We start from the raw sequence: 24761 nt of genomic DNA, 5'->3' as shown, positions 1-24761 counted from the left end.
CGTGGGGCACTGTGGGCTCCACGCGCCCGCAAGCATGGCATGCCGGAACCGGGAATGATGACTTCAACAACGCATGTGCCGGCTATTGCCGTCAACGGCATACGCAAGGCGTTTGGCGCGACGGTCGCGCTTGACGACGTCTCCTTCGCGATCTCGCCTGGCAGCGTGCACGCTTTGCTGGGTGAGAACGGCGCCGGCAAGTCGACGCTGGTCAAGCTCCTATCGGGACTGGTGCGGCCCGATCAGGGCCAGATCAGCATCCTTGGCGCGCCGGCCGCGCTCGGTTCGCCGCGCGCCGCGCATGAACGCGGGGTGCAGACGGCGTTCCAGGAGATGACGCTGGTCCGCGACCTCAGCGTTCTCGACAATATGCTGCTGCCCTATGCGCCATCCGGCCCGACCGGATTGATCAGGCGGTCGGCCGCGCGCAAGGCAGTCGGCCGGCACATTGCCGATCTCGGTTTTTCGGTCGATCTCGACGCCGAGGTGGCGACGCTCGATCTCGCGGTCCGCCAGAAGGTCGAGATCGCGCGCGCCGTCTACCGCAAGCCGCGCATCCTGTTGCTGGACGAGCCGACCTCGACGCTTTCGGGCGGCGACGTCGAATGGCTGGGAACAATCATCGCGCGGCTCAAGGCCGCCGGAACGACGGTCGTGTTCATCACCCACCGCATGCGTGAGGTGCGGGCCTTCTGCGATACCTTGACCATCCTTCGGAATGGCCGCCACATCATCACCGCACCGGTGGCCGACATCTCGGATGAGGATGTGATCGAGAAGATCATCGGCCGCGCCCTCGCGCAGACCTTTCCGCCAAAGCCTGAGGGCGCGGCCGTCTTCGGTCCGCCGGTGCTCGGCGTGCGCGACCTCAAGGCGGGCAGAAAACTCGACGGCGCCAGTTTCGATTTGCGCAGGGGCGAAATCCTCGGCATCGCCGGACTTCAGGGTATGGGCCAGCTAGACCTGTTCCTCGCCTGCTTCGGCATGGCCGAGATCGAACGCGGCCACGTCATGGTCGACGGCCGCAAAGTGTGGCTCGGCTCGCCGGCCGATGCGCTGAGGCCCAACATGGCGATCGGGCTGGTGCCGGAGGATCGCAAGACCGAAGGCCTGTTCCTGAAATTGTCGGGCCGGCAGAATGCATCGCTGCCGGTGGTCGGCCGCTTCACCCGGCTCGGCTTGATCCGCGAGGAGGAGGAAGCACGCGCCGTGCAGGCGGCCTTCTCGACGGTCGAGGTGGACAAGCGTGCGCTGTGGACAAGGGCCGGCGCCTTTTCCGGCGGCAACCAGCAGAAGATCGCCATCGCCAAGTGGCTGGTCGCCGAAAGCCGCATCCTGCTGCTCTTCGACCCGACCCGTGGCATCGATGTGGGCACCAAGCATGAGCTCTACGTGATGATGCGCAACTATGTGGCGGCGGGCGGCTCGATCCTGCTGCATTCGACCGAAATTCCCGAACTCGTCCATCAATGCGACCGCGTGCTCGTTCTCTATGACGGACGGCTGGTGGCCGAGCTCGCCGGCGACGAGATCACCGAGAGCGCGATCATGCGTCCGGCGCTGGGACATGGCGGCAATATGCTGGAGGCAGCACAGTGAGCGCGGTCGGTTCGTTAACAACCGGACAGGCCGGACCCTTGGTGCGCCTCCTGGCGCGGCATCGCGGCGCCATCATCGCGGCGATCGTCTTTGCAGTGCTGCTCGTCGTCGTCGACCTGATCAGCGCCGGGCGGCTCAGCTATTTCGACATCTCGTTCCTGTCGAGCGGCGGCGCCACCTCGGCGCTGGCGGCGATGGGCCAGACCATCGTCATCCTGTCCGGCGGCTTCGACCTGTCGGCGGGCGCCGTGGTTTCGCTGGTCAATGTGGTGCTGGCCACGTCGATGGATCCGATGGCGACCGGAACGAGCGTCTGGCTGTGGACGATGGCCGGCATTGGCGTCGGCATGCTCGTCGGGGCGTTCAACGGCTTCTTCATCGCGGTGCTGCGCATGCAGCCCATCGTCGTCACGCTGTCGACCATGTTCATCTTGCAAGGCATCACACTGCTGGTCATGGACAAGCCCGGCGGCTTCGTCTCGCCCGATCTCGGCGCCTTCTATCTCGGCGATGCGATCCCGGGCTGGTTGCCCATGCCGCTGGTCGTCATCGGCATGGTCCTGCTGGCATGGTTCTGGCTGAAAGGCACGCGGTTCGGCACGGCGCTTTACGCGGTCGGCAGCGATCCAGACGCCGCGTCCGCAGTCGGCGTGCGCGTCGCTCTCGTGCGCTTCCTCGTCTATGTCATCGCCGGTGGCTGCTACGGGCTTGCCGGTGTGTTCATCAGCGCCCAGACCGGCAGCGGCGATCCGCTGGTCGGCAATCCGCTGCTGTTGTCGATGTTCGCTGCCGTCGTGGTCGGCGGCACGCGGCTCGGCGGCGGGCAGGGTGGTCCGTTCGGCACCGTCTTCGGCGCCTATATCCTGATGATGGTCGTCAACGTCCTGCTCGTCCTCAACGTTTCGGCCTATTATTCGACCATCGCCGAGGGCACCATCCTCATCCTTGCCGTTCTCGCGGGCTCGCTGTCGCATGGCTCCGTGCTTGCCTACCAGGTCCGCGCCTTGCGCGCGCGGTTCGCCGCATGGCGCGCCGGCATGCTGCCGTCGCAACTCGACCCCACCGACCGCAGGCTGCGCATCGCCCACAAGCCCGCCGTTCCGGGACAGGCACCCGGCTTTCGCGTTCGCAATGCCGAGGCGCTGCGCTACGCGCTGCCGGCTTACGTCTGCCTGGCCGTCGTCATGATCGTCACCCAGATCTGGCTCGGCCGGGCCATCTTCAATCCCACCTACTGGAACTCGCTGTTCGTGCTGTCGAGTTTCCTTGCCGTGCTTGCGCTCGGGCAGGGCAGCGTCATACTCACCGGTGGACTCGACCTATCGGTGCCATGGACGATTGGCCTGTCGGGCATCCTCCTTGCCGGCATGGTCAACGGATCGGACGCGGCACTCGCCTATGCGCTGCCGGTGGTGCTCGCCATCGCCTGTCTTATCGGACTGGCGAACGGCATCGGCATCGTTTTCCTCGGCATCTCACCGATCGTCATGACGCTCGCCACCAACGGCATCCTGCAAGGTTTCGCGCTTCTCTATTCGCAAGGCACGCCGGCCGGCTTCTCCTCGCCCATGCTGCGCTGGTTCATGACCGGCAAGCTATGGGTGGTGACGCCGGTCGTGCCATTCATGGTCATCGTCGTGGCCCTTGCGGTGCTGCTGCTCGGCCGCACTGCCTTCGGCCGCAAGGTCTACGGCATCGGCAACAGCCCGCGCGCGGCCCAGCTTTCGGGCATCGCCGTCGGACGGACGTTGATCTTCGTCTACATGCTGTCGGCGCTGTGCGCGGCGATCGTCGGCGTCATGCTGACCGGTTTTTCCGGCCAGGCCAGCCTTGGCATGGGTGACGACTATCTCCTGCCGTCCATCGCCGTTGTCGTGGTCGGCGGCGCGCTGATCACCGGCGGGCGCGGGCACTATCTCGGCATGCTCGGCGGTGTGCTGCTGTTGACGGCGCTGCAGATGCTGCTGGCCGGCACGACGCTGCCCTACGCCACACGGGCGATCCTGTTCGGACTGGTGGTGCTCAGTGCCGTCATGGCGCTGCGCGAAAGACGCATTCAATGAAGGGAATGGAATGATGAGCACGAGCGCACCCAAATCGCCGGACGAATTCCTGGCAGGGCTCAAAGGGCAACGTGTCCTGGTGACGGCAGGCGCCGGCGGCATTGGCTTCGCCATTGCCGAAACGCTGTCGCGGCTCGGTGCGCGCATCGTCGTCTGCGATGTGTCCGACGAAGCCCTGGCGGCCGCCCCCAAGAAGATGGCGCTCGTCGCTGCGGTCAAGGCCGACGTCTCGCGCGACGACGACGTCGACCGGCTGTTCGACGCGGTGAAGGAGAGACTTGGCGGCCTCGACGCACTGATCAACAATGCCGGCATCGCCGGGCCGACCGGCGGCGTCGACGAAATCGATCCGGCCGACTGGCGGCGCTGTCTCGACATCGGCCTGACCGGCCAGTTCCTGTGCGCACGGCGCGCCGTGCCGCTCATCAAGGGGGCCGGCGGCGGTTCGATCGTCTCGATGTCGTCGGCGGCCGGCCGCCACGGCTATGCGTTCCGCACGCCCTATTCGGCGGCCAAATTCGGCGTCATCGGCTTCACGCAGAGCCTTGCCAAGGAGCTCGGGCCGCACGGCATCAGGGTCAACGCCATCCTGCCGGGCATCATAGAGGGGCCGCGCATCGAGAGCGTCATCTCGGCACGCGCCAAACAGGTCGGCATCAGCCATCAGGAGATGACCGAACGCTATTTGCAGAACATCTCGTTGCGCCGCATGACCAGCCCGTACGACGTGGCTTCGATGGTCGCATTCCTGCTGTCCGACGCGGGCATCAACATTTCAGGCCAGTCGCTCGGCGTCGACGGCAACGTCGAAACGCTTTGAGGAGCAAGCCATGGCCAGGGTTGCAATTGTCGGAAGCGGGTTCATCGGACGGGCATGGGCGATCAGCTTCGCGCGCGCCGGCCATGACGTGCGCATGTGGGACCAGTCGCCGGTCGCGGCAGGCGGCGCGCGCGACTACATAGAAGGCGTGCTCGGCGATCTCGCTTCGAACGACCTGCTGCGTGAGCAGACCGCGCACGCGGTGCTCGAGCGTATCTCGGTCGTGGGAGACATGGACGCGGCGCTGGCCGGTGCCGTGCATATCCAGGAGAACACGCCGGAAAATCTCGAGGTGAAGCGCGAGGTGTTCTCGCACATCGACGCGCTGGCCGGCCCGCAAGCGGTGATCGCCAGCTCCACCTCGGCGCTGTTGCCCTCGAAATTCACCGATCATCTGCCGGGGCGGCACCGCTGCCTGGTCGTGCATCCGATCAACCCGCCCTATCTCATTCCGGCGGCGGAGGTGGTGCCGGCGCCGTGGACGTCCTCCGAGACGCTCGAAAGGACCCGCGCCTTCCTCATCGATGCCGGCCACGCACCGCTGGTGATGAAGCGCGAGCTCGACGGCTTCATCATGAACCGGCTGCAAGGGGCGCTGCTCGAGGAAGCGTTCCGGCTTGTCGCCGACGGCTATGCCAGCGTTGAGGACGTCGATATCGGCATCCGCGACGGGCTGGCGCTGCGCTGGTCGTTCATGGGGCCCTTCGAGACCATCGATCTCAACGCGCCGGGCGGCGTGCGCGACTATGCCGAGCGCTACCAGGGCATCTATTCCAATATTTTTCCGCAGATGCTGCGCCGCGTCGACTGGGCGGGCGAGGTGATGGAAACCGTCGAGGCCGAGCGTAGCAGGCGCTTGCCCAGGGAGAAACTGGGCGATCGGCAGGTATGGCGGGATCGCCGACTGATGGCACTGGCGGCGCACAAGAAGAAATCGGATCAGGAGTTCGGACAATGAAAGAAACCAGCCGCAAGCCCGGCGCCACGGCGGCCAGGGGCAAGGTCATCATAACCTGCGCGGTGACGGGGGCGATCCACACGCCGACCATGTCGCCCTATTTGCCGATCACGCCGGACCAGATCGCCTCGGAGGCGATCGCCGCCGCGGAAGCTGGCGCCGCGATCCTGCATCTGCATGCCCGCGATCCGGAGACCGGCAAGCCCGACCAGACGCCGGAGGCCTTTGCCCGTTTCCTGCCGCGCGTCAAGCAAGGCACCAACGCCGCCATCAACATCACCACCGGCGGCAGCCCCTACATGAAGGTCGAGGAGCGGGTGCGCCCGGCCGCCCAGTTCAAGCCGGAGGTAGCCTCGCTCAATATGGGCTCGATCAATTTCGGGCTCTATCACCTCGCCGACAAATACGAGACCTTCAAGTTCGACTGGGAAAAGCCGCATCTGGAAGCGACGCGCGACCTCGTCTTCCGCAACTCGTTCAAGGACATTGAGTACATTCTCGCGACTTGCTACGACAACGGCACGCGGTTCGAGTTCGAGTGCTATGACATCGCGCATCTCTACAATCTCTCCCACTTCGCAGACCGTGGGCTGGTGAAACCGCCCTTCTTCGTGCAGTCGGTGTTCGGCCTGCTGGGCGGCATCGGCACGCATCCGGAGGATGTCGCGCATATGAAGCGCACAGCGGACCGGCTGTTCGGGGACCAGTTCCGCTGGTCGGTGCTCGGCGCCGGCGCCAGCCAGTTGCGCATCGCCGCGCAGTCGGCGGCCCTCGGCGGCAATATCCGGGTCGGGCTGGAGGACAGCCTGTGGGCCGGCAGGGGCAAGCTTGCCAAGTCGAATGCCGAACAGGTCGTGCTGGCACGCAAGATCATCGAAGGGATCGGCATGGAGGTGGCGACGCCGGACGAGGCGCGCGAGATCCTGTCACTGAAAGGCGGCGACAAGGTCGCTTTTTGACGCGGCCAATCGCTGCGCGAGCCAACAAAGAGGAGGACGGCATGAAGATCGAAGTCGTGGTGGACGTAAAGACCACGCTTGGCGAGGGACCGCTCTGGGACGTCGAGCAGGAGCGCCTCTACTGGATCGACAGTTTCGACGGGCGCGTCTTCCGCGCGACCGCCGACGGGCGCGAGATCCGCTCCTGGGACGTGCCGATGAAGATAGGCTCGATGGCGCTGCGCAAGGATGGCGGCGGCGCTGTCGTCTCGTTGCAGCGCGGTTTCCATCTGCTCGATTTCGCCACCGGCGAGGTGACGCCGATCCATGATCCGGAGCCGGACAAGCCAATGAACCGTCTCAACGACGGCAAGGTCGACCGGCGCGGCCGCTTCTTCGCCGGCTCGATGGACACGATGGAAGAGGGGCCGTCCGGCGGCCTTTACAGGCTCGATCCGGATTTCTCCGTCACCAGGATCGATTCCGGCATCATCTGCTCCAACGGTCCATGCTGGAGCCCCGACGACCGCACCTTCTATTTCGCCGACACCTGGACCGGCGAGATCTGGGCCTATGATTACGACATCGAGACCGGTACGGCCAGCAACCGCCGCACCTTCGTTCGCGTCGATACCAGCCGCGGTGGTGCCGCCGACGGCTCGACCGTCGATGCCGAAGGCTGTCTGTGGAATGCGCTGGTCTATGACGGCCGCCTGGTACGCTACGCGCCGGACGGCAGCATAGACCGTATCATCGACATGCCGGTGAAGAAGATCACCAGCGCCATGTTCGGCGGACCGAAGCTCGACACGCTCTACGTCACCTCGATGGCCAAGCCGCCGCTGCCGCGTTTTCCCGGCGATGGCGTGCTGCGCGGCAGCCTGTTCGCCATCACCGGCCTTGGCGTGACCGGAGTTCCCGAGCCGAGGTTTGGTGGCTGACGGGCGGCCTCTTAGAGCAGTTCACCGTTTCATGGAAACGGCGAACCGCTCTATCTCTTTGTTTTTGCGCAATTCCATAGGGAAAGCGCTACGCGCTTTTCCCGGGAAAACCGTACACACTTTTCCTGGAATTGCTCTCGCCGCTCCTCCCGGACGTCTTCCGCAAACTTCCTGCCGCTCGCAGTCAGCTAAAAACTATCGGCACCATTTCTCCACCGCTAAGGCGATGGCCTTCGTGCAGTCGACGAGATCGCGCACCGAAACGCGCTCGTTCGGCTGATGCGCCTGCGCCGGATCGCCAGGACCGAAGTTGACGGTCGGGGTGTTGCCCAGGCCGGTCGGCAGGCCGATGTCGCTGTGTGCGCCGAAGCCGCTCAGGGCCGGCGACAGGTCGGCTGCTTTGACGGCCTCCTGGAACAGGCCGACAAAGGGGTTGTCCGACGGGATCTCGGCGCAATCGGCATCGAGGATCCATTCGACACGGGCAGGGTGCTTTCGCAGATAAGGATCCGCCTGGCAGACATTGGCGATGTGCTCTTCGATTTCGCGTTTGACATTGCCGCCCAGCCTGAACTCGTCATGCTCGCTCGGCAGATACTGTGCGTCGATGATGATCTCGCCGCGTCCTGCCATGGAGGATGGATGTTCGCCGGCATTGATCTGGGTGACGATGATCTGGTTGGGCAGGTCCATCAGCGGGTGGTTCTTCCTGGGATCGAACATCCATCGCCGGTTGAGGATGTCGATGCCGTCGAGGATCTGCCGGCAAAGCTGGACGGCGTCGACCGGGCCGCTCGAATACCAGGCGTTCGGCGTCAGTTCGGCATGGCCGCCTATGCCGTCGATGATGATCTTGCCCCACAGAATGCCGTGACAAAGCGGTGCGATCCTGTTCGCCGTCGGTTCCGTCATGATGCCGGCGTCGGCGCGAAAGCCGCGATCAACCATGGCGAGCGACCCCATGCCGCCGATTTCCTCGTCGACGACGGTGGTGAAGACGACGTCGCCGGAGAGGGAAACGTCGAGTTCCTTCAGGATTTCGACCGCCATCAGCATGCAAGCGACGCCGCCCTTCATGTCGACCGTGCCGCGACCGTGCAGGAATCCATCTTTCAGGACAGGCTGGAAGGGATCGGTGGTCCAGTGCCCGGCGGCACCCGGCGGCACGACGTCGATATGGCCGGTCAGCATGATGGACCGCCCGCCGCCGGTGCCTTTCAAAACGCCGCCGAGATTGGGCCGGCCCTCGAACGTCCTGCCCTTGTTGGCGCCGGCACGTCCCTTGTATTTTTCGTAGAGTGCCGGGCCGTCTGGATCCCAGAGATCGGTCGAGAAGCCGAGTGCCTCAAGGCGCTTTTGCAGGTAGAGCTGGCAATCCCGCTCGCCGGGGCCGGCCTCCTTCGGATTCGATTTCACGATCGAAGGGAAGGCGACGAGATCGCTCAGCGTCTTAACGATGCGCTCGGCGGCTGCCTCGACGCGCGCGGCGATGGTCTCTTCCATGGAAGGCATTGTTATCTCCAACGTTGGGAAAGTCGGTCGGCGAGAAGGACGAAAACCAGAAGGGCGCCGACAATCCCCACCTGCCAGACCGTGTTGATGTTCAATTGCAGAAGGCCGGTCTTCAGCGTGACCAGCAGCAGGACGGCCGCGAACACGCCGCCGACGCCACCGCGCCCGCCAGTGATGACGATGCCTCCCAGCATGGCCGCGGTCAGCGATTCCAGTTCGAGGTTCTGGCCGATATTGGGCCTGCCGCTGCCGAGCCAGGCGAGAGAGACGAGGCCGGCCGCACCGGCAAGCGCGCCGCTCAGCACATAAAGGATGAAGCGCACGCGATCGACCGGGATGCCGACCAGTTTGGCCGAACGTTCATTGAAGCCCATGGCGTAGATCCAGCGCCCCCAGGCCGTCGAGAGCAGCACGAGACCGGCAAGCGCGAAGCAGGGGACGGCGAGCGTAAGGAAAGGCACGGGGATGCCCATGATCGCACCGCGCCCCCAAACTAGCAGCCAGGCAGGCACGCCGGACTGGGCCGCGCCGCCGGTGACCGCAAGCGCCAGGCCGGAATACACGAAAAATGTTCCCAGCGTCGCGATGAAGGGGAGAAGGGCGAGCCCGTTCACCAGCCATCCGTTCAAGGCGCCGAGCATAGCGCCAGCCAGGATGCAGACGACCGGCAACAGAAGGGGTGGCAACCCCAGCTTCAGGGAAAGCATGGCAACGATCGCCGAGAGCGAAACGGCGCCGCCAACGGACAGGTCGATGCCCGCACCCCCGGCCAGGACGACCAGCGCCTGTCCAAGGCCGACCAGGGCCAGGATCGTCGAAAATTGCAAAATTGTGGTGACGGTGCCGAGATTGAAGACCGAAGGCTTGAGCGCCAGCAGGCCGACAATAACGAGCAGCCAGAGACCGCACAGCAGAGCCAAAGTGAGGGCGGGGCCCCGCAGGTTTCGGATCCTGTTCATGCGCGGGCTCGCAGGAATTGGGCAAGCGGCAGCCGGTTGGAGACGGCTTCGAAGCCGAGCACGCCGATGATGAGAACACCGGTAACCACAGGCTGCCAAAGCGAGGGAACGCCGATCAAGAGCAATCCATTCTGGAGAATTCTCAGAAGCAGTACACCGAAGACCGTGCCGATCAAGCTGCATCTGCCGCCCAATATGCTCGTGCCGCCGAGAATGACCGCGGCGATCGCATCGAGCGCCAGCGTGCTGCCGATCGTCATCTCCACGTTGCGGTAGGTGGCGACGTAAAACGTGGCGGCAATGCCAGTCAGGACGCCACTGATGACGAAGGTCATGAAGCGTACCTTGACCACGGGGATTCCGGACAGCCGGGCCTTTTCCTCGGAATTGCCGATCGCCAGCAGGTGCGGCCCGTAGGGGGTTCGCCGCAACGCCAGCCAGACGACCAGATAGGCGATGGCAATGACGATGGCTGGGACTGGAATGCCGAGTACGGTGGTTGCCAGAAGATTGGTGAGGCTCGAGGGCAGGCCCGAGAGCCACTGCCCGCCGAGAAGGACAAAGACGGCGGTGCGGTAGACGCCAAGCAGGCCGAGCGTTCCCACGATTGCCGGAACGCGACCGAGGACGACGACGGTGGCCGTCACGCAGCCGAGCAGCGCACCGACCGCAGGGCCAGCGATGAGCGCCAGCAGCGGATTGCCCTCGGCGCCGAGCACACGGCCGATCGCTATTGCCGCCAGACCCATGACGATGCCGATCGAGACGTCGATGCCGCCCATGGCCAGCAGCAAGGTCATGCCAAGGCCGATCAGCAGCAGTTCGACGCTGTTGCGCAGGACGGTCGCCGCATTGCCTGGCGTCGCGTAGTGGGGCGATGCGACAGAAAAGATGACGATCGCCAGGAGACAGGCGGCAAGCAAGGACCACTCCCGCCCGTTCATGGCCAAAACGCCGTTTCCAAACTGTCGCACCCTGTTCATCCCAAGGCTCAGAAGTTGAACTTGTCGACATTGTCCTTGGTGAAGACCGCCGGCGGCCCGAGCAGCAGGATGCCCTTGGCGGCATCATAGGTGGCGGGCTTTTCGAGGCCGGCGATCTTGTTTTCCGCTTCGAAGCTCTTGCCGTCGATCAACTGCTTGCCGGCCCAGACCGTGAGATAGCCCAGTTGTTCGGGATCCCACAGCACGGTGAAGCCGAAGGCGCCGCTCTTCAGGTAGGATCGCGCCGTGTTCGGGCTGCAATAGCCCGTGCCTATGACGGAGCCGATCTTACCGGCGGTTTCGATGGCTTGGGCGACGCCCGGACAGGTCGAGGATGCGACGGCGATGATGGCCTTGATGTCGGGATTGGCGGCCATGAGATCGCCTGATATCTGCGCGGCGCGCTCGGCCGTGCCGCCAGCGAATTGCGGAGCGAGCAGTTTCAGCTTCGGATATTTGGCGGTGGCCTCTTTCTGCATGAAGCCGATCCAGGCGTTGAGATTGGACGCCGTCGCCTCGCCGGAGACGATGCCGATCGTGGCGTCCTCGCCGACGCGCTTCACCAACTCATCGATGATCGTCGTGCCGAGCCCTTCGTCGGTCGCCTGCGCCACATAGACGGCACGGCCGCTGTCGGGTGCATCGCTGTCGCTGGTGAAAAGCTTGATGCCCTTGGCCTTGGCGCTCTCGACGACGGGCGCGATGCTGGACGCATCCAGCACGCTGACCGAGATCGCCTGGACACCCTGGTCGATCAGGTTCTGCACGATCTGCAACTGATCGACCGGGTTGGTGTCGACGGGGCCGGAATAGATGAAATCGACGCCCAGGTCCTTCGCGGCGCGATTCCCGCCGGCTTCCATGGCATTGAAATAGGGTATGCCGATCAATTGCGGGACGAAGGCGACCTTGGGCTTGTCGGCGGCATCCGCCGCCGTGGCGACCACGAGTGACAGCACGGAAACGGCGAGCGCTTTTTTGAGTTGAGAAAGCATTGGTTTATCCTCTCTGGAATGGACGTGCATTTCAGTTTGATTTTTCAAGCGCCCGCACGTCGGGATGAGCGCCTGTTATGAGCGAAACGACTTCCTCGTGATTGGTCTCGGCCGCCAGCCGTTCGGCCACCTTGCGGCCGCGCCGGAACACCACGATGCGGTCGGCAACCTCGAACACTTCGGAAATGTTGTGGCTGATGAGGACGACGGCACAACCGCGCGCGGCAAGCCGCCGCGTCAGTGCCAGGACCTTGCGGGTTTCGGCGACGGCAAGGGCCGCCGTCGGCTCGTCCATGATGACCAGCCTGGCATTCAGATTGAGGGCCCGGCAGATGGCCACGGCCTGGCGCTGACCGCCGGACAGGCTGCCGACGGGTGCTTCCGGATCGGAAATATGCGCGTCGAGCTCTTTCAGCAGGCCGTCGACGCGCTGGCGCATTTCCTTGCGCTTCAGGAAGGGAATACCCAAAATGGAGCGTTTCAATTCGCGGCCGAGAAAGACGTTTTCGGCAATCGACAGGTTTTCCGAGAGCGCCAGTTCCTGAAAGATCGTCGCGATCCCCGACGACGCCGCATCCTTGGGCGAGGAGAAAGCCACCGGATTGCCCTCGATGAGAAGCTTTCCATCGCTGGGCGGATGGGCGCCCGCCAGGATCTTGATGAAGGTGGATTTGCCGGCGCCGTTGTCGCCGAGAAGCGCCAGCACCTCGCCGGAGCGGATTTCCAGGTCGACATCGGCAAGCGCGGTCAGAGCGCCGAAGCGCTTTGCGATATTTCTGGCGACAAGAAACGGTTCTGTCATGGCGGTTCCCCGGCGGTTGCTGGTCGGCTAGACGGCCTTGCTGACCCAGCGCAGCACGTTGGTCCAAAGACGCGCATAGCCCGGCCATTCCACGAAGCTGTTGGGCAGCCAATGCGGGCCGATATCCGACGTCCAGGCCAGCGTGCGGCCCTGGCCATGGCGGCCGGTGACCAGCAGCGGATGACCGCCGTGATCCTGCGGCAACCGTGCGAGGATTTCGACGTCATCGCGATCGCGAGCGACGACCTCGTTGGCGCCGAGCAGCAGCGGCCATTCGCCTTCGATGCCGGCAAAGATCGGGTGATCCTTGGGACCGGTGATTTCAGGCCGGAACCCTTCGGGAATCTCGAGCCGGTCGTCATAGGGGAGGCAGGTTACCGGCAGCGCCTCCTCGACGGCCGTGCGGTGCCAGCGCGCCTTGCCGTCGATGCCCTGGAAAGAGAAATAGCCGCCGATCATGACCATGCCACCACCGGCCTGCGTCCAGTCGCGCAGAAGCTTGAGCCGGTTGGGCACTGTCTTGCCGTGCAGCCAGACATCGGGGTGAAGCAGCAGCGAGTTCGCGCCGATGTCGGAGAGGATGATGGCCTTGTATTGCGACAGGCCCTCCGTGGTGAAAGGCAGCTTTTCGACGGCTTCATGGGCCGGCATGTAGTCGAGGTCGAATTCGCTGCTCTTCAAGGCATCGACCAGCGGCGTCGCGCCCAGGTGAAAGGTGACGCTGCCGAACTGATCGAACCCCTTGTAGTGGGTCGCCGAACTCATCCAGCTCTCGCCGACCAGAAGCACTCTTGTTTTCGCCATGACCAATACTCTCCTGGGTTCCCGTAAGTTGTTGGTTCAGCTTGCCAACATGGCGTTGTTCGCCAAGGCGGCGGCCTTCAAAGTCACGAAATCCGCGATGTAGCCCTGTGCGCCTTCGACCGTGGTCGTCAGGCTCGCGCCGATCGCCGCATGGCGGGCGGCGTCGTCCAGCGACGCACCATGCAGCCAGAGGCTTAGGAATATGCCGGCGAAGCTGTCGCCGGCGCCCGTCGCATCGACGCGGTCGACAGGCAGTGCCGGCACCTCGATCTGCGGTCCGCCATTCGCCGTAAAGACGACCGCGCCAAACTCGCCGAGAGTGAGCACGACCGTTCCGCGCGGCTTGATGCGTGCCAGCATCAGCCGCACCTCTTCGATCATCGTCGCCATCCTGGAGCGAAAGTCGAAAATCTCCCGCATCATCACATCGTTGATGAAGGTCAGGTCGATGTGCCGGACCATCTGCGTGAAGGTTTCAGGCGTGCGTGCGCTCTTGGGCAGGCCGGCCGAATGCAGGCTCACCCTCCAGCCGGCCTGATGAAAGCGCGCGATGGAAGCGGTCATCGTTTCGTAGTGGAAGCCTTCGATGTGAAGACAGGCCGGGCGCGGTTCGGGCTGGATGTCCAGATTGGCGGTCAGATCGATCTCGCCGAGTTCGAACGGTTCACTGATGATCGTGCGGCTGCCATTGCGCTCGATGATCACGATGGCCTGCGAAAGGCGGTTGTTGGGCGTGTTGCGGATCGGCAATGCGTGGACGCCCAGTTTGGAAAGCGCGCCGAGCGCCCAGTCACTCTCCGGGTCTTCACCGACCGCCGTCGCCAGTTCCACGTCGAGAGCGTAGGGCGCCCCAACACCGGCGGCGGCAACCGCGAGATTGGCCGCGGGCCCGCCCAGCGCCTTCTCGATATGACTGGCTGTGATGCGGTCGTCGCGATGCGGCAGGACGTCCACGCGGCAGAGAAAGTCGACACTGACCCGGCCCGCGACCAGGAGCCTCGGCAGATGATCGAGATTCTTCGGCCTGTGGGGCGCGCGGCCCGGCAGCGAACGCGCAAACGAACTCGGCCGGTACATCAGCGTGGCGATCGCCTTTTCAATGCGTTCGCGCGTGGCCTCCTTCAGGCCGGCAGTCCCGTTGATGAAGTTCGACACCGTTCCGATGGAGACACCGGCCGCGCGTGCGACATCCGCTATGGTTGGGCGCTTGCGTTGCAATGGTTGGCTCCGATTGAAGCGTTTCAAACGGTATCAACGGAAATGCCGCCCCTCAACGGAATTATCTTCTAAAAAGGTCTGGAATTTGCAGAGAAACTTGGAAAACTATGGCGATGTGGCCCCCAATTGCGGGTCATTCGTTCCAGAATTGAACGTTTTTCAATTCTTAAGCCGAAAGACTGCGTCGGCGAATTGCCTGCTTTCATTCGGATAGCTTCGCCGAGCCGATGATCTAGATCAGCAGCAAGCCCTTCATGCTGGAATAGCCCTTGCGACCGATGATGATGTGGTCGTGCACGGAAATGCCCAGCCGCTTGGCAGCGTCGATGATCTCTTTGGTCATGTCGATATCGGCACGTGATGGCGTCGGATCGCCCGACGGGTGGTTGTGCATCACCCGTCTCTGCTTCATATCTAATTGATATTTCATGATAAAATTGCGATAGTGAGGTTAGTGGAGGCGGTTTCTGGGTGCGTATGCGAACTCTATTCGACTAGGTTCACGATTGCTCATGCTGCTTCCCGTTGAGTCGATTTGTCGCACGGCACGAAACGGTTTGCTGACTTGCCCATTCGTTTAGGTCGGCCACGGGATAGACGATGGACTTTCCAATCTTCACGAAAGCTGGCCCGATGCGCATTGCTCGCCAGTTGGCCAATGTCCCGGTCGAGATAGCGCCGCGAAAACGTTCGGTCACTTCCTCGGGCGTCAGATACAGTGGTTCGGTCATCTTGTACCTCAAACTAAGTCTCGGTTGGGATGATCGGTCCGCGAATGGTGAAGACGGACACGACCTCCCGCGCTCGGGCTCTACAAAGCGATCTTCATTGAGAACATCTGTCGATACCGGTGCGTCACGGACCTCTACGGCGACTTCGCGCAAGACTGAAAGCGGATTCTGACTACGGTAGGACCGTCTCGGGCTTCCGGCTAGAAAAAGGCCGGTGGGAAGGTGCGACCACCAATCTGACTCTCGTGATCGCCAACGTTCCGGAGACAGTGACATCCTTAACCTACCGCTCCGCGCCGGCGAGCGTCGGCGCTCTAAGGAAGAACGGCGTATAAGCCGCAGTCCTTCGGGCGTCCGCAACAGCGGACGATTGTCGCGCGCGTAGGACGGAGGAAATTCGCCCCCGCCGCGGGCGGTGAACGGGACAGCCGTAGGAGCGTCAGCATAGCGCCGGCGGGAGGACGGGACGCGGGACCGACTGTCCCCGTCCGCGGTGGTCCGAATGCTGCCTGCGGGCGGCACGCATCTATCCACGGGGCGGCTTTTCCGGTCCGCCGGGGCCTCGTTCCCTCAGACTACGAATCTGGGGGCAGGAGTTCTAATCTCACCGGGCGCGCCATTCTGACCGGCTGAAATCGCTGATTGTTCTGGCGTTCAGAGTTGGGTCGCACCGGCTCGATTTTGGGAAATTAAGCCCGCTTTTCAGCCGGTTTTGGACGGTTGGCGGCGTCCGACGCCGAAATCGCGCTCCTGCGAGAAATGGGGTTGTGGACAAACTGCGAATCCGCCCCACGGAAGAGCAGCGTGCCTGCTAGCAACGGTAGGCTAGGATAGGCGGCAAGGTGCGGCGGGGCCGAATGGTAGAGGCAGCGGATGCAAACTCCAGTTCCGAAAGGAGTGTCGGTTCGAGCCCGACCACCCGCACATTGTGTCGTGTCTGCTGCCCAACCCCTCCGGATACTCCGTTGATGGATAGGGCAGATAGATAAATAAAATCAAATAGTTATGAGAAGTTGTGTGCAAAAATTGCACACAACAGTTCTGCTTCTCTTCCATTTTCGTTCCTGCGATGGGCTGGCCAACCAGCCGCTTGAGGCGCCTATTGTACAGCGGCGCTGACCTGTCTTGCGAGGATCGTCGCGGGTATATCCCTGATCCGCCGCCAGTTAGATGGTTGACCTCGCGTAGGTCGGTCTACCGAGATCTTGCTGATGCCTCTGATCAAGCGACGCAGCAGATTTCCTCAGCACCAATGCTGTAGCCTCGCGGGGTGCGCCTGTCGGTCCGTCAGCGTGTGTCAGGTAGGGACTCAATTTCTTTTAGCTTGGCATGGACGGCGCGTCGACTTCGTTGTTCATCTTTTGGGACGCAGATTATCGACTGCAGCCGGCTAACCTGTGGTGCTACGGAACAGAAATCTCTTCATTGAGTATGCGTTCCCCTTTCTAATTATAGAAATGGAGAGTACGATTTAAGAAGCCAATCGGGGGGTGAAATGCGCTTCAAGCAACTGATTGCAGCTCTTGTTCTAGTACTTTCCCAATCCTTTGGCGCACTGGCCGATGAGTTTACCTCCGTAACGCGCCCCAGCTTCGCGGACGTTGAGCCTCGGCTGGTTTATGGGCTCATCACATACGATTTCGCGTTTACTGGAAAAGATGGCGTTGCAAGAAGCCAATCGGCTTCGGCGTTCCTGCAATCGTTGATAAAATCGAGATTCCAAAACAAGTCAGGAAACTATATCGTAAGTCTCGATGTGGCGATTGGCGACAAGATCATTGCCACCGAGCCGATCATGTCGGCAACGTGGGAAGAGAGCAAATTCCTCTTTGTCACGACATCCGAGAAGTCAAACATCGTCATCAACAGGAACGGTATCCTCGTCGACGACATTGTTGTGGATTCGGAGACAAATACAATCTCGTTCTCGATGAAGGTCAGATATAGCTCCAATACTTCGGTGGACATGTCGTTGCTGACCGAGTTGTCGCAACTATCAAAAACCGCCTCTCTGTCCGGCTTGTCACCGGGTGTTCAGGCGGTTTCAGACGCCTATGCTCCTTTCGCGACCATCCTCACCAAACTCCTCAGCAAATATACCGACGTGTCGATCGTCGACAACACCACCGGCGCGTTCACATTGCTGGATGACGGATTTCCCAATCAATTGCGATATAACGGAACCAACTTCAAGGTAAACATATACCTGAAGACACTGAACTCGCAGCTGCCGACGAATTTTTCGCCTGAAGGGTTCAAAATTTCTAATTTCGCCCTCCCGCTGACCGAGGTGAAGAGCGGTGTTGGAGCAGCACGGGCACCGGTTATCGATCTGATATCTGCGGGAACCGACAAGGATGCCGGATTTGCTAAGGCGATCACGGACGGCATGCCGCTTGCATCCCCCAAGCCAGTATCCGAAACGGAAATCCACGACAGTTGCGTCGCTCTCAAGAACAAACTCAACAAATTCGTCACCTCTAGGGATGCGGCATTGGTCTACTGGTCCTTCCTTCGAAGCTTCCATGCGGCGCTAGTGCAATACAAGGATGGCGCCAGCTGCGGCAGGGGCGATTTGGTTGAAGATCTGAGCGCACTGAATTTGCCGCTCAGCGCAAACGACTGGCCTGCACAATAGGATTCGAATATCTTTGCGGATTTCCCGGGAGCGAAACGATGTTCACAGTAGACAAGCGGCATTACCGGGCGCTTTTGGTGGCTTTGCTTCTAATAGCATGTCCTCGCACCGTTTTTGCAGAAGAGCCGGGCGTGTTCGCGCTTCTTGTTGGCATAAACAGCTACGCAAAGACGCCCAGCTCCGCCTACAACGCTTCGGATCTTCGTGGCACCGCGAACGACGTTGGCCTCGTGAAGGAACTGCTGACCGGCACCTACAGCGTTCCCGACGACAGCGATCATTTCCGTATTCTGCTGGACGCCCAGGCGACCCACGCAGGCATTCGACAGGCATTTGCGGATCAATTGATCGAGAAGGCAAAGGCGCATCCAGATGCGACGTTCCTGTTTTACTTCAGCGGTCACGGCTCCCTGGCGGTCGATGACAATGGCGACGAGGGCGATGGTTATGATGAGACCATCGTGGCACAGGACAGCCGTGGACCGGGTGGCACCGACATACGCGACGATGAAATCGAGGCCTGGCTGACCGAACTCAAGCAATACACCCACAACATCGTGCTGATCTTTGACAGCTGCCACTCAGGCACGATTTCGAAAGAGCCGACGCTTGTTGGTCGAATGGCGCCCCTGGACGGTAGGCTGTTGAAAGACGCGGTGCCTGCGGAGCATCAAGTCAGGAATGCGTCGATCGCGGATTCAGGCAGGTCATACTCTATTATCGAGGGGTCCCAGGCTGATGAGGTGTCCAATGAGGATCATATTGATGGGAATTATGACGGACTGCTAACTTACTATCTGGTCCAGACACTCAAGCGATCTCCACAACTGACTTATCGCGAAGCAGTTGTGCAAACCGAGAGGTCCGTTCAGAAACGTGCTCCATCTCAGCATCCCCAAGCGGAAGGAGACTTCGACCGAGTGGTTTTTGGGGGATTTGGAACGCGCCAGACCCCTTTCATCCCGGTAACGAATGTGGCTCAGGACGAGATTTTCGTCGCGGTTGGCGAGGCGCAGGGTATTCAACCAGGCGCGCTTCTGGCCGTGTATTCCAGCAAGGCAACCAAACTGGTTGGCGAGGACGGCAAGATCGCGAGCGCAGTCGTGATTTCGTCAGACGTCGCGTCGTCGGTTGCCAAGCTAGTTAAGGCCCCGAGCGAGCCCGTGACCACAGCGTCGAAAGTTCGGATCGTCTCGCCTTATTCAGTTGAGCAAAAGCTTGCGGTGGCTATTGCCGATCCGCCGCCAGAGCTCGGCATTGCGGCGGCTGTTCTGCCGATTAAGGCTGCACTCACTGACCGGCTGCGCGACAACGCGCTGGTGAGGACGGCGCAGGATCCAGGCCAGGCATCGATGATGATCGCGATGGGTTGCCTGAACGGTGGCAAGCTTGTTCCGATGGAGGATCACAAGTCGCTCAGTTCCGCCTGCGACAGGGTCTACTATATTACCCCACGAGACCAGGTTGGAGCCATGCACGGCTACACAGTCTCGGCAAAGGATGACGGTGCCGCTGTCGATGGCATTACAGGTGCCCTTGAGAAGATAGCTCGGCAGGAAAACCTGCGCGCGCTAACGAACAGCGTTTCCCCGCTGGCTGGCGCGGTCAAGATTTCTCTTGTCCGCGTGGCAGTTAAGACGGAGAGCGGGAAGACAAGTGTGGTGAGCGAAGTTCCTGTAGTGTCATCGGGCATAGAGCCGATGAACCGAGGAGAATATTTTCGCTTCAGCGTTGCAAATACCGGATCAACGGATCTCTTTTTTTCGATTATTGAACTGGGAAGCGGTGGCTCTGTCGATGTCTTAGGAGACGGTGGTTCGGGGGAAAAATTGCAGGCCGGTGTCACACTCAGGACAAAGCCGCCCCTGAAGGCAGGTAAGCCCGCCGGCCTGGAATCGTACCTAGTGCTTGCGACGACTTCGCCAGTCAACGTCCATTTCCTGGAGCAGCAAGGTTTAGATCCTAAAGACGCCGGCCCGCTTGGCTGGCTTCTCGACGGACTCTCGAATCCTGCTTTCAAGGATTCCGCGGAGGTTCCGGATTTTGACCTTGATTCCTGGGCAACCACGCGGCTGGATATTGAACTTCAACCTTAATTGGGTAGTAGGAGAAGGACAGAAAATGACAGATTTCAAGAATGCGCAATCGGACGGGCAATGGTCCAAAAAAGCGCAATGGTCCCGGTCTGTTCTGTTGGCGTTATGCCTGACTACGGTCTCCATCGCACATGTCCAAGCCGGTCAGGTGGTCAAAACCCTCAAGGGCAAGAATGCGCCAGGTATACTCCTGGAAGAACTTCTGGGCGTCGCCAAGGATGTATTGCCGCAGGGGGTGGACCTGCGCAAGGTATTCCAGCCAGGCATTGAATTGACCAAGAAATGGGAAGGATGGGTTCCCAAGCGCTACAACGATGCCGTTGGCTACTGCACTGTCGGGTACGGCCACCTCTTGCCAAAAAAACCTCCTAAAAAGAACTGTGATGGTACAGGCAACGAAGTGGAGTTTCTGAAAGGCATCTCGAAAAAGCGCGGCGAAGAACTGCTTATCGAGGACATGGCGAAGGCCCAGATTACGGTGCAGCTGGCCGTGCCGAAAGATATCGACGAGGGTGCCTATGCCGCGCTCGTCGACTTCGCCTTCAATGTTGGTGGTAACAACTTCAAGAACTCGACTCTGCTCGCGGTCGTAAAGAAAAAACAGTTTGATCGCGTGCCCGAACAGTTCCTCAGGTGGACACGCGCGGCAGGCGTAGAACTAAAGGGATTGAAGAAGCGCCGCCAAGACGAGATCAAGATGTTCTTCGACGGCAAGCCGGTACCAAAGCCAGCGCCCATTCCGGGCGAGGATCTGTCGCCTCTCAATATCGATGTTGTTGCAGAGAAAGCACCGAACTAGAAAGTACCACACTGGGGATATGCGGGCTCTCGATCCAGTAGCGCGCGAGGAGTCATAAGCGAATGCATCGTTGCGCGCTGCTTCGCTGCGATCCGTCGCTCATTGCAGTGGCGCGTCGATCTTCGGCAGCGATGACTGTGCCTGACACTGTTGCAAAGACAGTCCAGGGCAAGCCGCGGCAGCTTTCAATGAGGGTGCGCATGCGACCACGCCGTACAACTTTCGAGGTGCTGTACTTCGTCATGGTTTATTCGGTGTTGTGCGGCGCCGCTTTTACACAGGACATTGATGGTCGCGATCCCGACAATTTTGCTGCCCTGGTGCCCAACCTGCGGCCGGTGCAGGAGGCGTCGTTCGTGGTGTTTTCTCCCAATGGCAAGCTGCTGGCCACAGGTGGCGCATATGGTGATCCGGCAGCAAGGCTTTGGGACGCGGATACCGGGCGTCTCTTGCGCGTCATCAATTCCAGCGCTTCGTCTGGTCTGCCAACCAGTTCGCTGGCGTTCTCCAAGGATGGGCTGACCGCCGTAACGGGAGGCGCTGACGGACGGCTGCTCCTATGGGATTTGGGGACCGGCCGTATCATACAGGAGTATTCGACGCATCAGAAGGCGATCTATTCCGTCGCATTTTCGAACGATGGAAAAGAAATCGGCGTCGCCGAGGCAGGCGGTATCGAGGTATTCGACATTGCCGCGGCAGCCCCGATATATTCCCGTCAGACGCTCGACATGAGTTACGACGGGATCCAAAGCCACGGCACCGGGTGGGCGGCCACTTCATCGAGCCCCGGCAGGGTCCTGTTTTTTGACCCCAGGGGCGGCAAGGACACCGAGTTTGATTTCGGTGACGACGTCACCAGCGTTTCCTTTTCGGACCATGCCAGGAAGATACTGGTCACCACCGATAAAGAAATATCGATCAGGGACTTGGGCAACCGCGTGCTGGCCAGAATTCCGGTTCGGAAAAACATGCCAACGCAATCCGTCATGTCTTCCGATGGCCGCTACATAGCCCTTGGATATCGCTTGGGGATTGTTGAGTTTCTGGATGCGGAAAGTCTGAAGCTTTTGCGCACGGTTCCCGTGGACGGCGACCTCGACTCCGTCGGTTTCTCGCCCGCAGAACCAACGCTTCTGGCCGTCGGACTCCGATCGAACAGTTCTCCTATCGTTCTCCTGAACGCCAATTCCGACAGGGGCGACAAGACCGTCGGCGCATCGATTGATCCGGTAGGGTCTGCGGCATTTCTGCCTTCCGGAAACCACTTGATGCTAGCACCCGAGGCGGGGCCGGTCGCTCTATGGCGCGACAACGATGGCCGAGGCGTGTTCGAGAGTCTGGGAAGAGGGCCGATCTATCCGAGGTCCATCGCGCTGTCCACGGACGGTTACCTCCTGGTTGCCGATTCGAAGGTCGAAACGCATCTTTGGGTCATCGACTCGAAGGTTGGTTCGCGCCTTCAAGAGGGCAATTTGGATCATCACAATGAATGCTATGGCGCGGTTCAAGCGTTCCTTCCCAAAACCCATCAGCTGGTGACGACCGACGGCGCGGGTCGCGTGTTGATTTCGGATCTGGACTCTCGTGCCCGCTTCGGACTGGACAACAGCGTTGCGGACAGGCGTCGCTGCATCGCGGTCTCCGTCGACGGAGGCATGATAGCCGTGTCGGACGAAGCCAGGGCGACGATCTCGCTCTGGGATGCCAAAAGTCGTCGGCGAATAAAAAATCTCGTTGGCGTTTCGTCCAACATTGGAGGGTTGGGGTTTTCGGCCGACGGTTCGAAGATTGCCGTCATCAAGCCCGCTGAAGGTTTCAGCCTGTTGGATGTAAGTACGGGTGAGAACCTCAAGACCATGGAAATCCCCTTGCTTGGATTGACGTTTTTCCCGGATGGCAGGCGGCTTGCGTTCGGCAGGGATGATGGCGAAATCGCAATTTTCGACTATGCCGCCGATAAGATCGAGAGATCGTTCTTTGGCCATGTGGCGAGAATCTTTTCACTGAACGTGTCCGACGACGGGAAGTTGCTGGTTTCTGCGAGTGCCGATGGCTCGGCAAAGGTATGGGACGTTCAAAGCGGAAAGCTGATCCAGACGATCGTCTTGGGGCGCGAGGGTACCTGCGCGACCGGTGCTGAAGGCAAGCAAGCTGGCGGTGGCCATGATGACGCGGATCATTCGGCTCCGACATCTTGCTGGATGAGCTTCGACGTCGACGGCCGATTTGATTCTTCGACGCTAGAGTCCATGCCGCTGGTCAGCTGGGTCGTCGGCGACGATCCTTTCAAGGCCCTTCTCCCCGAGATTTTCATGCGGGATTATTTCGAGCCAAACCTGCTTGGGCGTTTGCTGGCGTGCCATGAGGCGGAGGCGAGCGGAAAGAACGCGAACGCGTGCGCGGAGGCATTCAAGCCGGTGCGGCCGTTGGCATCATTGAACCGGATCCAGCCGGATGTGCGGATTGTGAGTGTGAAGGCGGGGCCAACGCCCGATGTAGCCCTGGTCGAGGTTGAGGCTTCGGGGAAGGTTGATGCCACGCAGCCGAACGGCAAGACGAGCACCGGGGTTTACGACGTGCGGCTGTTTCGAGATGGGCAGATTGTAGGGCAGTGGCCGGAGCCGAAGGACAATGCGGCGGCGATGGTCGGCGACGATCTCGCTGCATGGCGCAGCACCTCGCAGGTGGAGATGGCGACCGGAAAGACCGCGGCCAGGCACGTCTTCACGGTCCGGCTTGCCGGCGGGGACAAGGGCAAGAAGGTGACGTTCACCGCCTATGGGTTCAACGAGGACCGGGTGAAGAGCGCGACGTGGACCGACGACAGCTACGCGGTGCCGCAAGGCATAGCTGTTCCGGCCAAGCCGCATGCCTATGTGGTGACGGTCGGGGTGAATGAGTACGAGAAGCAAAGCCTGCGGCTGAACTTCGCGGTGGCGGATGCCAGGGCGATCGAGACGGCGCTGCAGAGCATCAAGGGCTACGATGTGGTACCAGTCTTGCTGACTTCCGACTATGCGCGCAAAGATGGGGATAAGCCGGCGGTCGATCACGCCACCAAGGCCGACATCCGGGCAGTGCTGGATCTTCTGGCAGGCAAGGGGGAGACGGAGCGGGAGCGGCTGCGGCGGGAACTCGGCCCTGTCATAGACCGGCTTGTGAAAGTGACGCCGGACGATCTCGTGGTCCTTGCCTTCTCCGGCCATGGCCATGCCGAGCAGGGCCGCTTCTACATCCTGCCGTCGGATTCGGGCAACGACCTGACGAAGCTTTACAGAATGATCTCGAGTGAGGAACTGACGGCGTGGCTGCGCGATGTCGATGCCGGCGAGATGGTGATGATCGTGGATGCCTGTCACTCAGCGGCGGGGGTGCCGGAAGGCTTCAAGCCTGGCCCGATGGGCGACCGCGGGCTTGGTCAACTGGCCTATGACAAGGGCATGCGCATCCTTGCGGCCACGCAGGCCGACGACGTTGCTCTGGAGAGCGGTTCACTCGGCCAGGGACTGCTGACCTACGCGTTGGTGAGAGAAGGGTTGAAGGCCGGTCAAGATGGCAAGGATGCAGCCGACGCCGACCGCGACGGCGCGGTCACCATGAAGGAATGGCTAACCTATGCCGAGACTCGTGTCCCCGGGCTCTATCAGGACGTGCTCGCCGGCAAAATCCCGAAGACCAGGGACTCAAGCCCCGATCTCAACCTGCTCGAAGACACCACCCGCCACGCCCAAACGCCAGCACTGTTTGATTTTGCACGTAATCCGGAAACTGCAATTTCATCCCGATGAGGGGCGCAGGCTGGCCTCAGGAAAGGCAAATCGCCAGCCGCTGTTCAACATCGCGCCCATCCCCCGTGATCTACGCCGAACTCTGTCCGGGAGAGCACTGACAGCAAGATGCAG

The 24761-nt window shown here is 61.3% G+C and carries 18 protein-coding genes, 1 tRNA gene and 1 pseudogene; 11 read left to right on the top strand and 9 right to left on the bottom strand.

Annotated features, from left to right (window positions below):
- The first annotated feature begins 57 nt into the window (after positions 1-57).
- From FJ428_RS27600 to FJ428_RS27575, 6 genes are read left to right on the top strand one after another with little or no spacing between them, the layout of a single operon-like run.
- A complete protein-coding gene (locus FJ428_RS27600; RefSeq protein ID WP_140880592.1) occupies positions 58-1599 on the top strand; it encodes a sugar ABC transporter ATP-binding protein in 1542 nt (513 codons plus the stop codon).
- Positions 1596-3662, top strand: coding sequence for an ABC transporter permease (locus FJ428_RS27595; protein WP_140880571.1), 2067 nt, complete (start codon positions 1596-1598; stop codon positions 3660-3662). Before FJ428_RS27600 ends, FJ428_RS27595 begins: the two co-directional genes overlap by 4 nt.
- 13 nt (positions 3663-3675) lie before the next feature.
- Positions 3676-4482, top strand: coding sequence for an SDR family oxidoreductase (locus FJ428_RS27590; RefSeq protein WP_140880570.1), 807 nt, complete (start codon positions 3676-3678; stop codon positions 4480-4482).
- A 10-nt stretch (positions 4483-4492) separates the two neighbouring features.
- Positions 4493-5440, top strand: coding sequence for a 3-hydroxyacyl-CoA dehydrogenase (locus tag FJ428_RS27585; RefSeq protein WP_140880569.1), 948 nt, complete (start codon positions 4493-4495; stop codon positions 5438-5440).
- Positions 5437-6399, top strand: a complete 963-nt coding sequence (locus FJ428_RS27580; protein ID WP_140495801.1) for a 3-keto-5-aminohexanoate cleavage protein — start codon at positions 5437-5439, stop codon at positions 6397-6399. The genes FJ428_RS27585 and FJ428_RS27580 overlap by 4 nt, the downstream gene beginning before the upstream one ends.
- A 41-nt stretch (positions 6400-6440) precedes the next feature.
- Positions 6441-7319 carry an SMP-30/gluconolactonase/LRE family protein gene (locus FJ428_RS27575; RefSeq protein ID WP_140517088.1) on the top strand — a complete coding sequence of 293 codons (879 nt, stop codon included), beginning with the start codon at positions 6441-6443 and terminating at the stop codon, positions 7317-7319.
- 195 nt (positions 7320-7514) lie between these two features.
- Here the strand turns inward: FJ428_RS27575 and FJ428_RS27570 are convergent, their stop codons facing one another.
- From FJ428_RS27570 to FJ428_RS27530, 9 genes and pseudogenes are all read right to left on the bottom strand, one after another.
- Positions 7515-8831: an ArgE/DapE family deacylase gene (locus FJ428_RS27570; protein WP_140521014.1), complete on the bottom strand. Its 1317-nt coding sequence runs from the start codon at positions 8829-8831 to the stop codon at positions 7515-7517.
- 2 nt (positions 8832-8833) lie between these two features.
- Positions 8834-9790: an ABC transporter permease gene (locus tag FJ428_RS27565; RefSeq protein ID WP_140880568.1), complete on the bottom strand. Its 957-nt coding sequence runs from the start codon at positions 9788-9790 to the stop codon at positions 8834-8836.
- Positions 9787-10713 carry an ABC transporter permease gene (locus tag FJ428_RS27560; RefSeq protein ID WP_224518945.1) on the bottom strand — a complete coding sequence of 309 codons (927 nt, stop codon included), beginning with the start codon at positions 10711-10713 and terminating at the stop codon, positions 9787-9789. Before FJ428_RS27560 ends, FJ428_RS27565 begins: the two co-directional genes overlap by 4 nt.
- 68 nt (positions 10714-10781) lie before the next feature.
- Entirely contained in the window at positions 10782-11768 is a 987-nt protein-coding gene (locus FJ428_RS27555) for an autoinducer 2 ABC transporter substrate-binding protein (RefSeq protein ID WP_140817540.1), read from the bottom strand.
- A gap of 31 nt (positions 11769-11799) precedes the next feature.
- The gene (locus FJ428_RS27550) at positions 11800-12570 is read right to left on the bottom strand and encodes an ATP-binding cassette domain-containing protein (protein WP_140495806.1); all 771 of its coding nucleotides are present in this window, start codon (positions 12568-12570) and stop codon (positions 11800-11802) included.
- 27 nt (positions 12571-12597) lie between these two features.
- Positions 12598-13374 carry a glutamine amidotransferase gene (locus FJ428_RS27545; protein WP_140495807.1) on the bottom strand — a complete coding sequence of 259 codons (777 nt, stop codon included), beginning with the start codon at positions 13372-13374 and terminating at the stop codon, positions 12598-12600.
- Between the two features lie 36 nt (positions 13375-13410).
- Positions 13411-14592 (bottom strand): PfkB family carbohydrate kinase, encoded by a 1182-nt coding sequence (locus FJ428_RS27540; RefSeq protein WP_140880567.1) that lies wholly within the window; start codon positions 14590-14592, stop codon positions 13411-13413.
- A gap of 232 nt (positions 14593-14824) precedes the next feature.
- Positions 14825-14986, bottom strand: a pseudogene (locus FJ428_RS27535) (JAB domain-containing protein); the annotation flags it as partial.
- Between the two features lie 106 nt (positions 14987-15092).
- Positions 15093-15323, bottom strand: a complete 231-nt coding sequence (locus tag FJ428_RS27530; RefSeq protein WP_140880565.1) for a helix-turn-helix domain-containing protein — start codon at positions 15321-15323, stop codon at positions 15093-15095.
- A gap of 847 nt (positions 15324-16170) precedes the next feature.
- On the opposite strand from FJ428_RS27530, the gene FJ428_RS27525 reads away from it, so the two are divergent.
- The 5 genes from FJ428_RS27525 (at position 16171) to FJ428_RS27505 (ending at position 24647) form a co-directional block, all read left to right on the top strand.
- A tRNA-OTHER gene (locus tag FJ428_RS27525) sits at positions 16171-16247 on the top strand.
- A gap of 571 nt (positions 16248-16818) precedes the next feature.
- The gene (locus FJ428_RS27520; protein ID WP_140880564.1) at positions 16819-17961 is read left to right on the top strand and encodes a hypothetical protein; all 1143 of its coding nucleotides are present in this window, start codon (positions 16819-16821) and stop codon (positions 17959-17961) included.
- Between the two features lie 38 nt (positions 17962-17999).
- Positions 18000-20057 (top strand): caspase family protein, encoded by a 2058-nt coding sequence (locus FJ428_RS27515; protein ID WP_140880563.1) that lies wholly within the window; start codon positions 18000-18002, stop codon positions 20055-20057.
- Positions 20058-20082: 25 nt separating this feature from the next.
- A complete protein-coding gene (locus FJ428_RS27510; protein ID WP_140880562.1) occupies positions 20083-20856 on the top strand; it encodes a lysozyme in 774 nt (257 codons plus the stop codon).
- 200 nt (positions 20857-21056) lie between these two features.
- Entirely contained in the window at positions 21057-24647 is a 3591-nt protein-coding gene (locus FJ428_RS27505; RefSeq protein ID WP_181167412.1) for a caspase family protein, read from the top strand.
- The last annotated feature ends 114 nt before the right edge of the window (positions 24648-24761 follow it).

Source organism: Mesorhizobium sp. B2-8-1 (genome assembly GCF_006440955.1).
Lineage (GTDB): Bacteria > Pseudomonadota > Alphaproteobacteria > Rhizobiales > Rhizobiaceae > Mesorhizobium.
The sequence above is the reverse complement of the archived record's forward strand: the minus strand, read 5'-3'. Positions and strand labels throughout refer to the sequence as shown.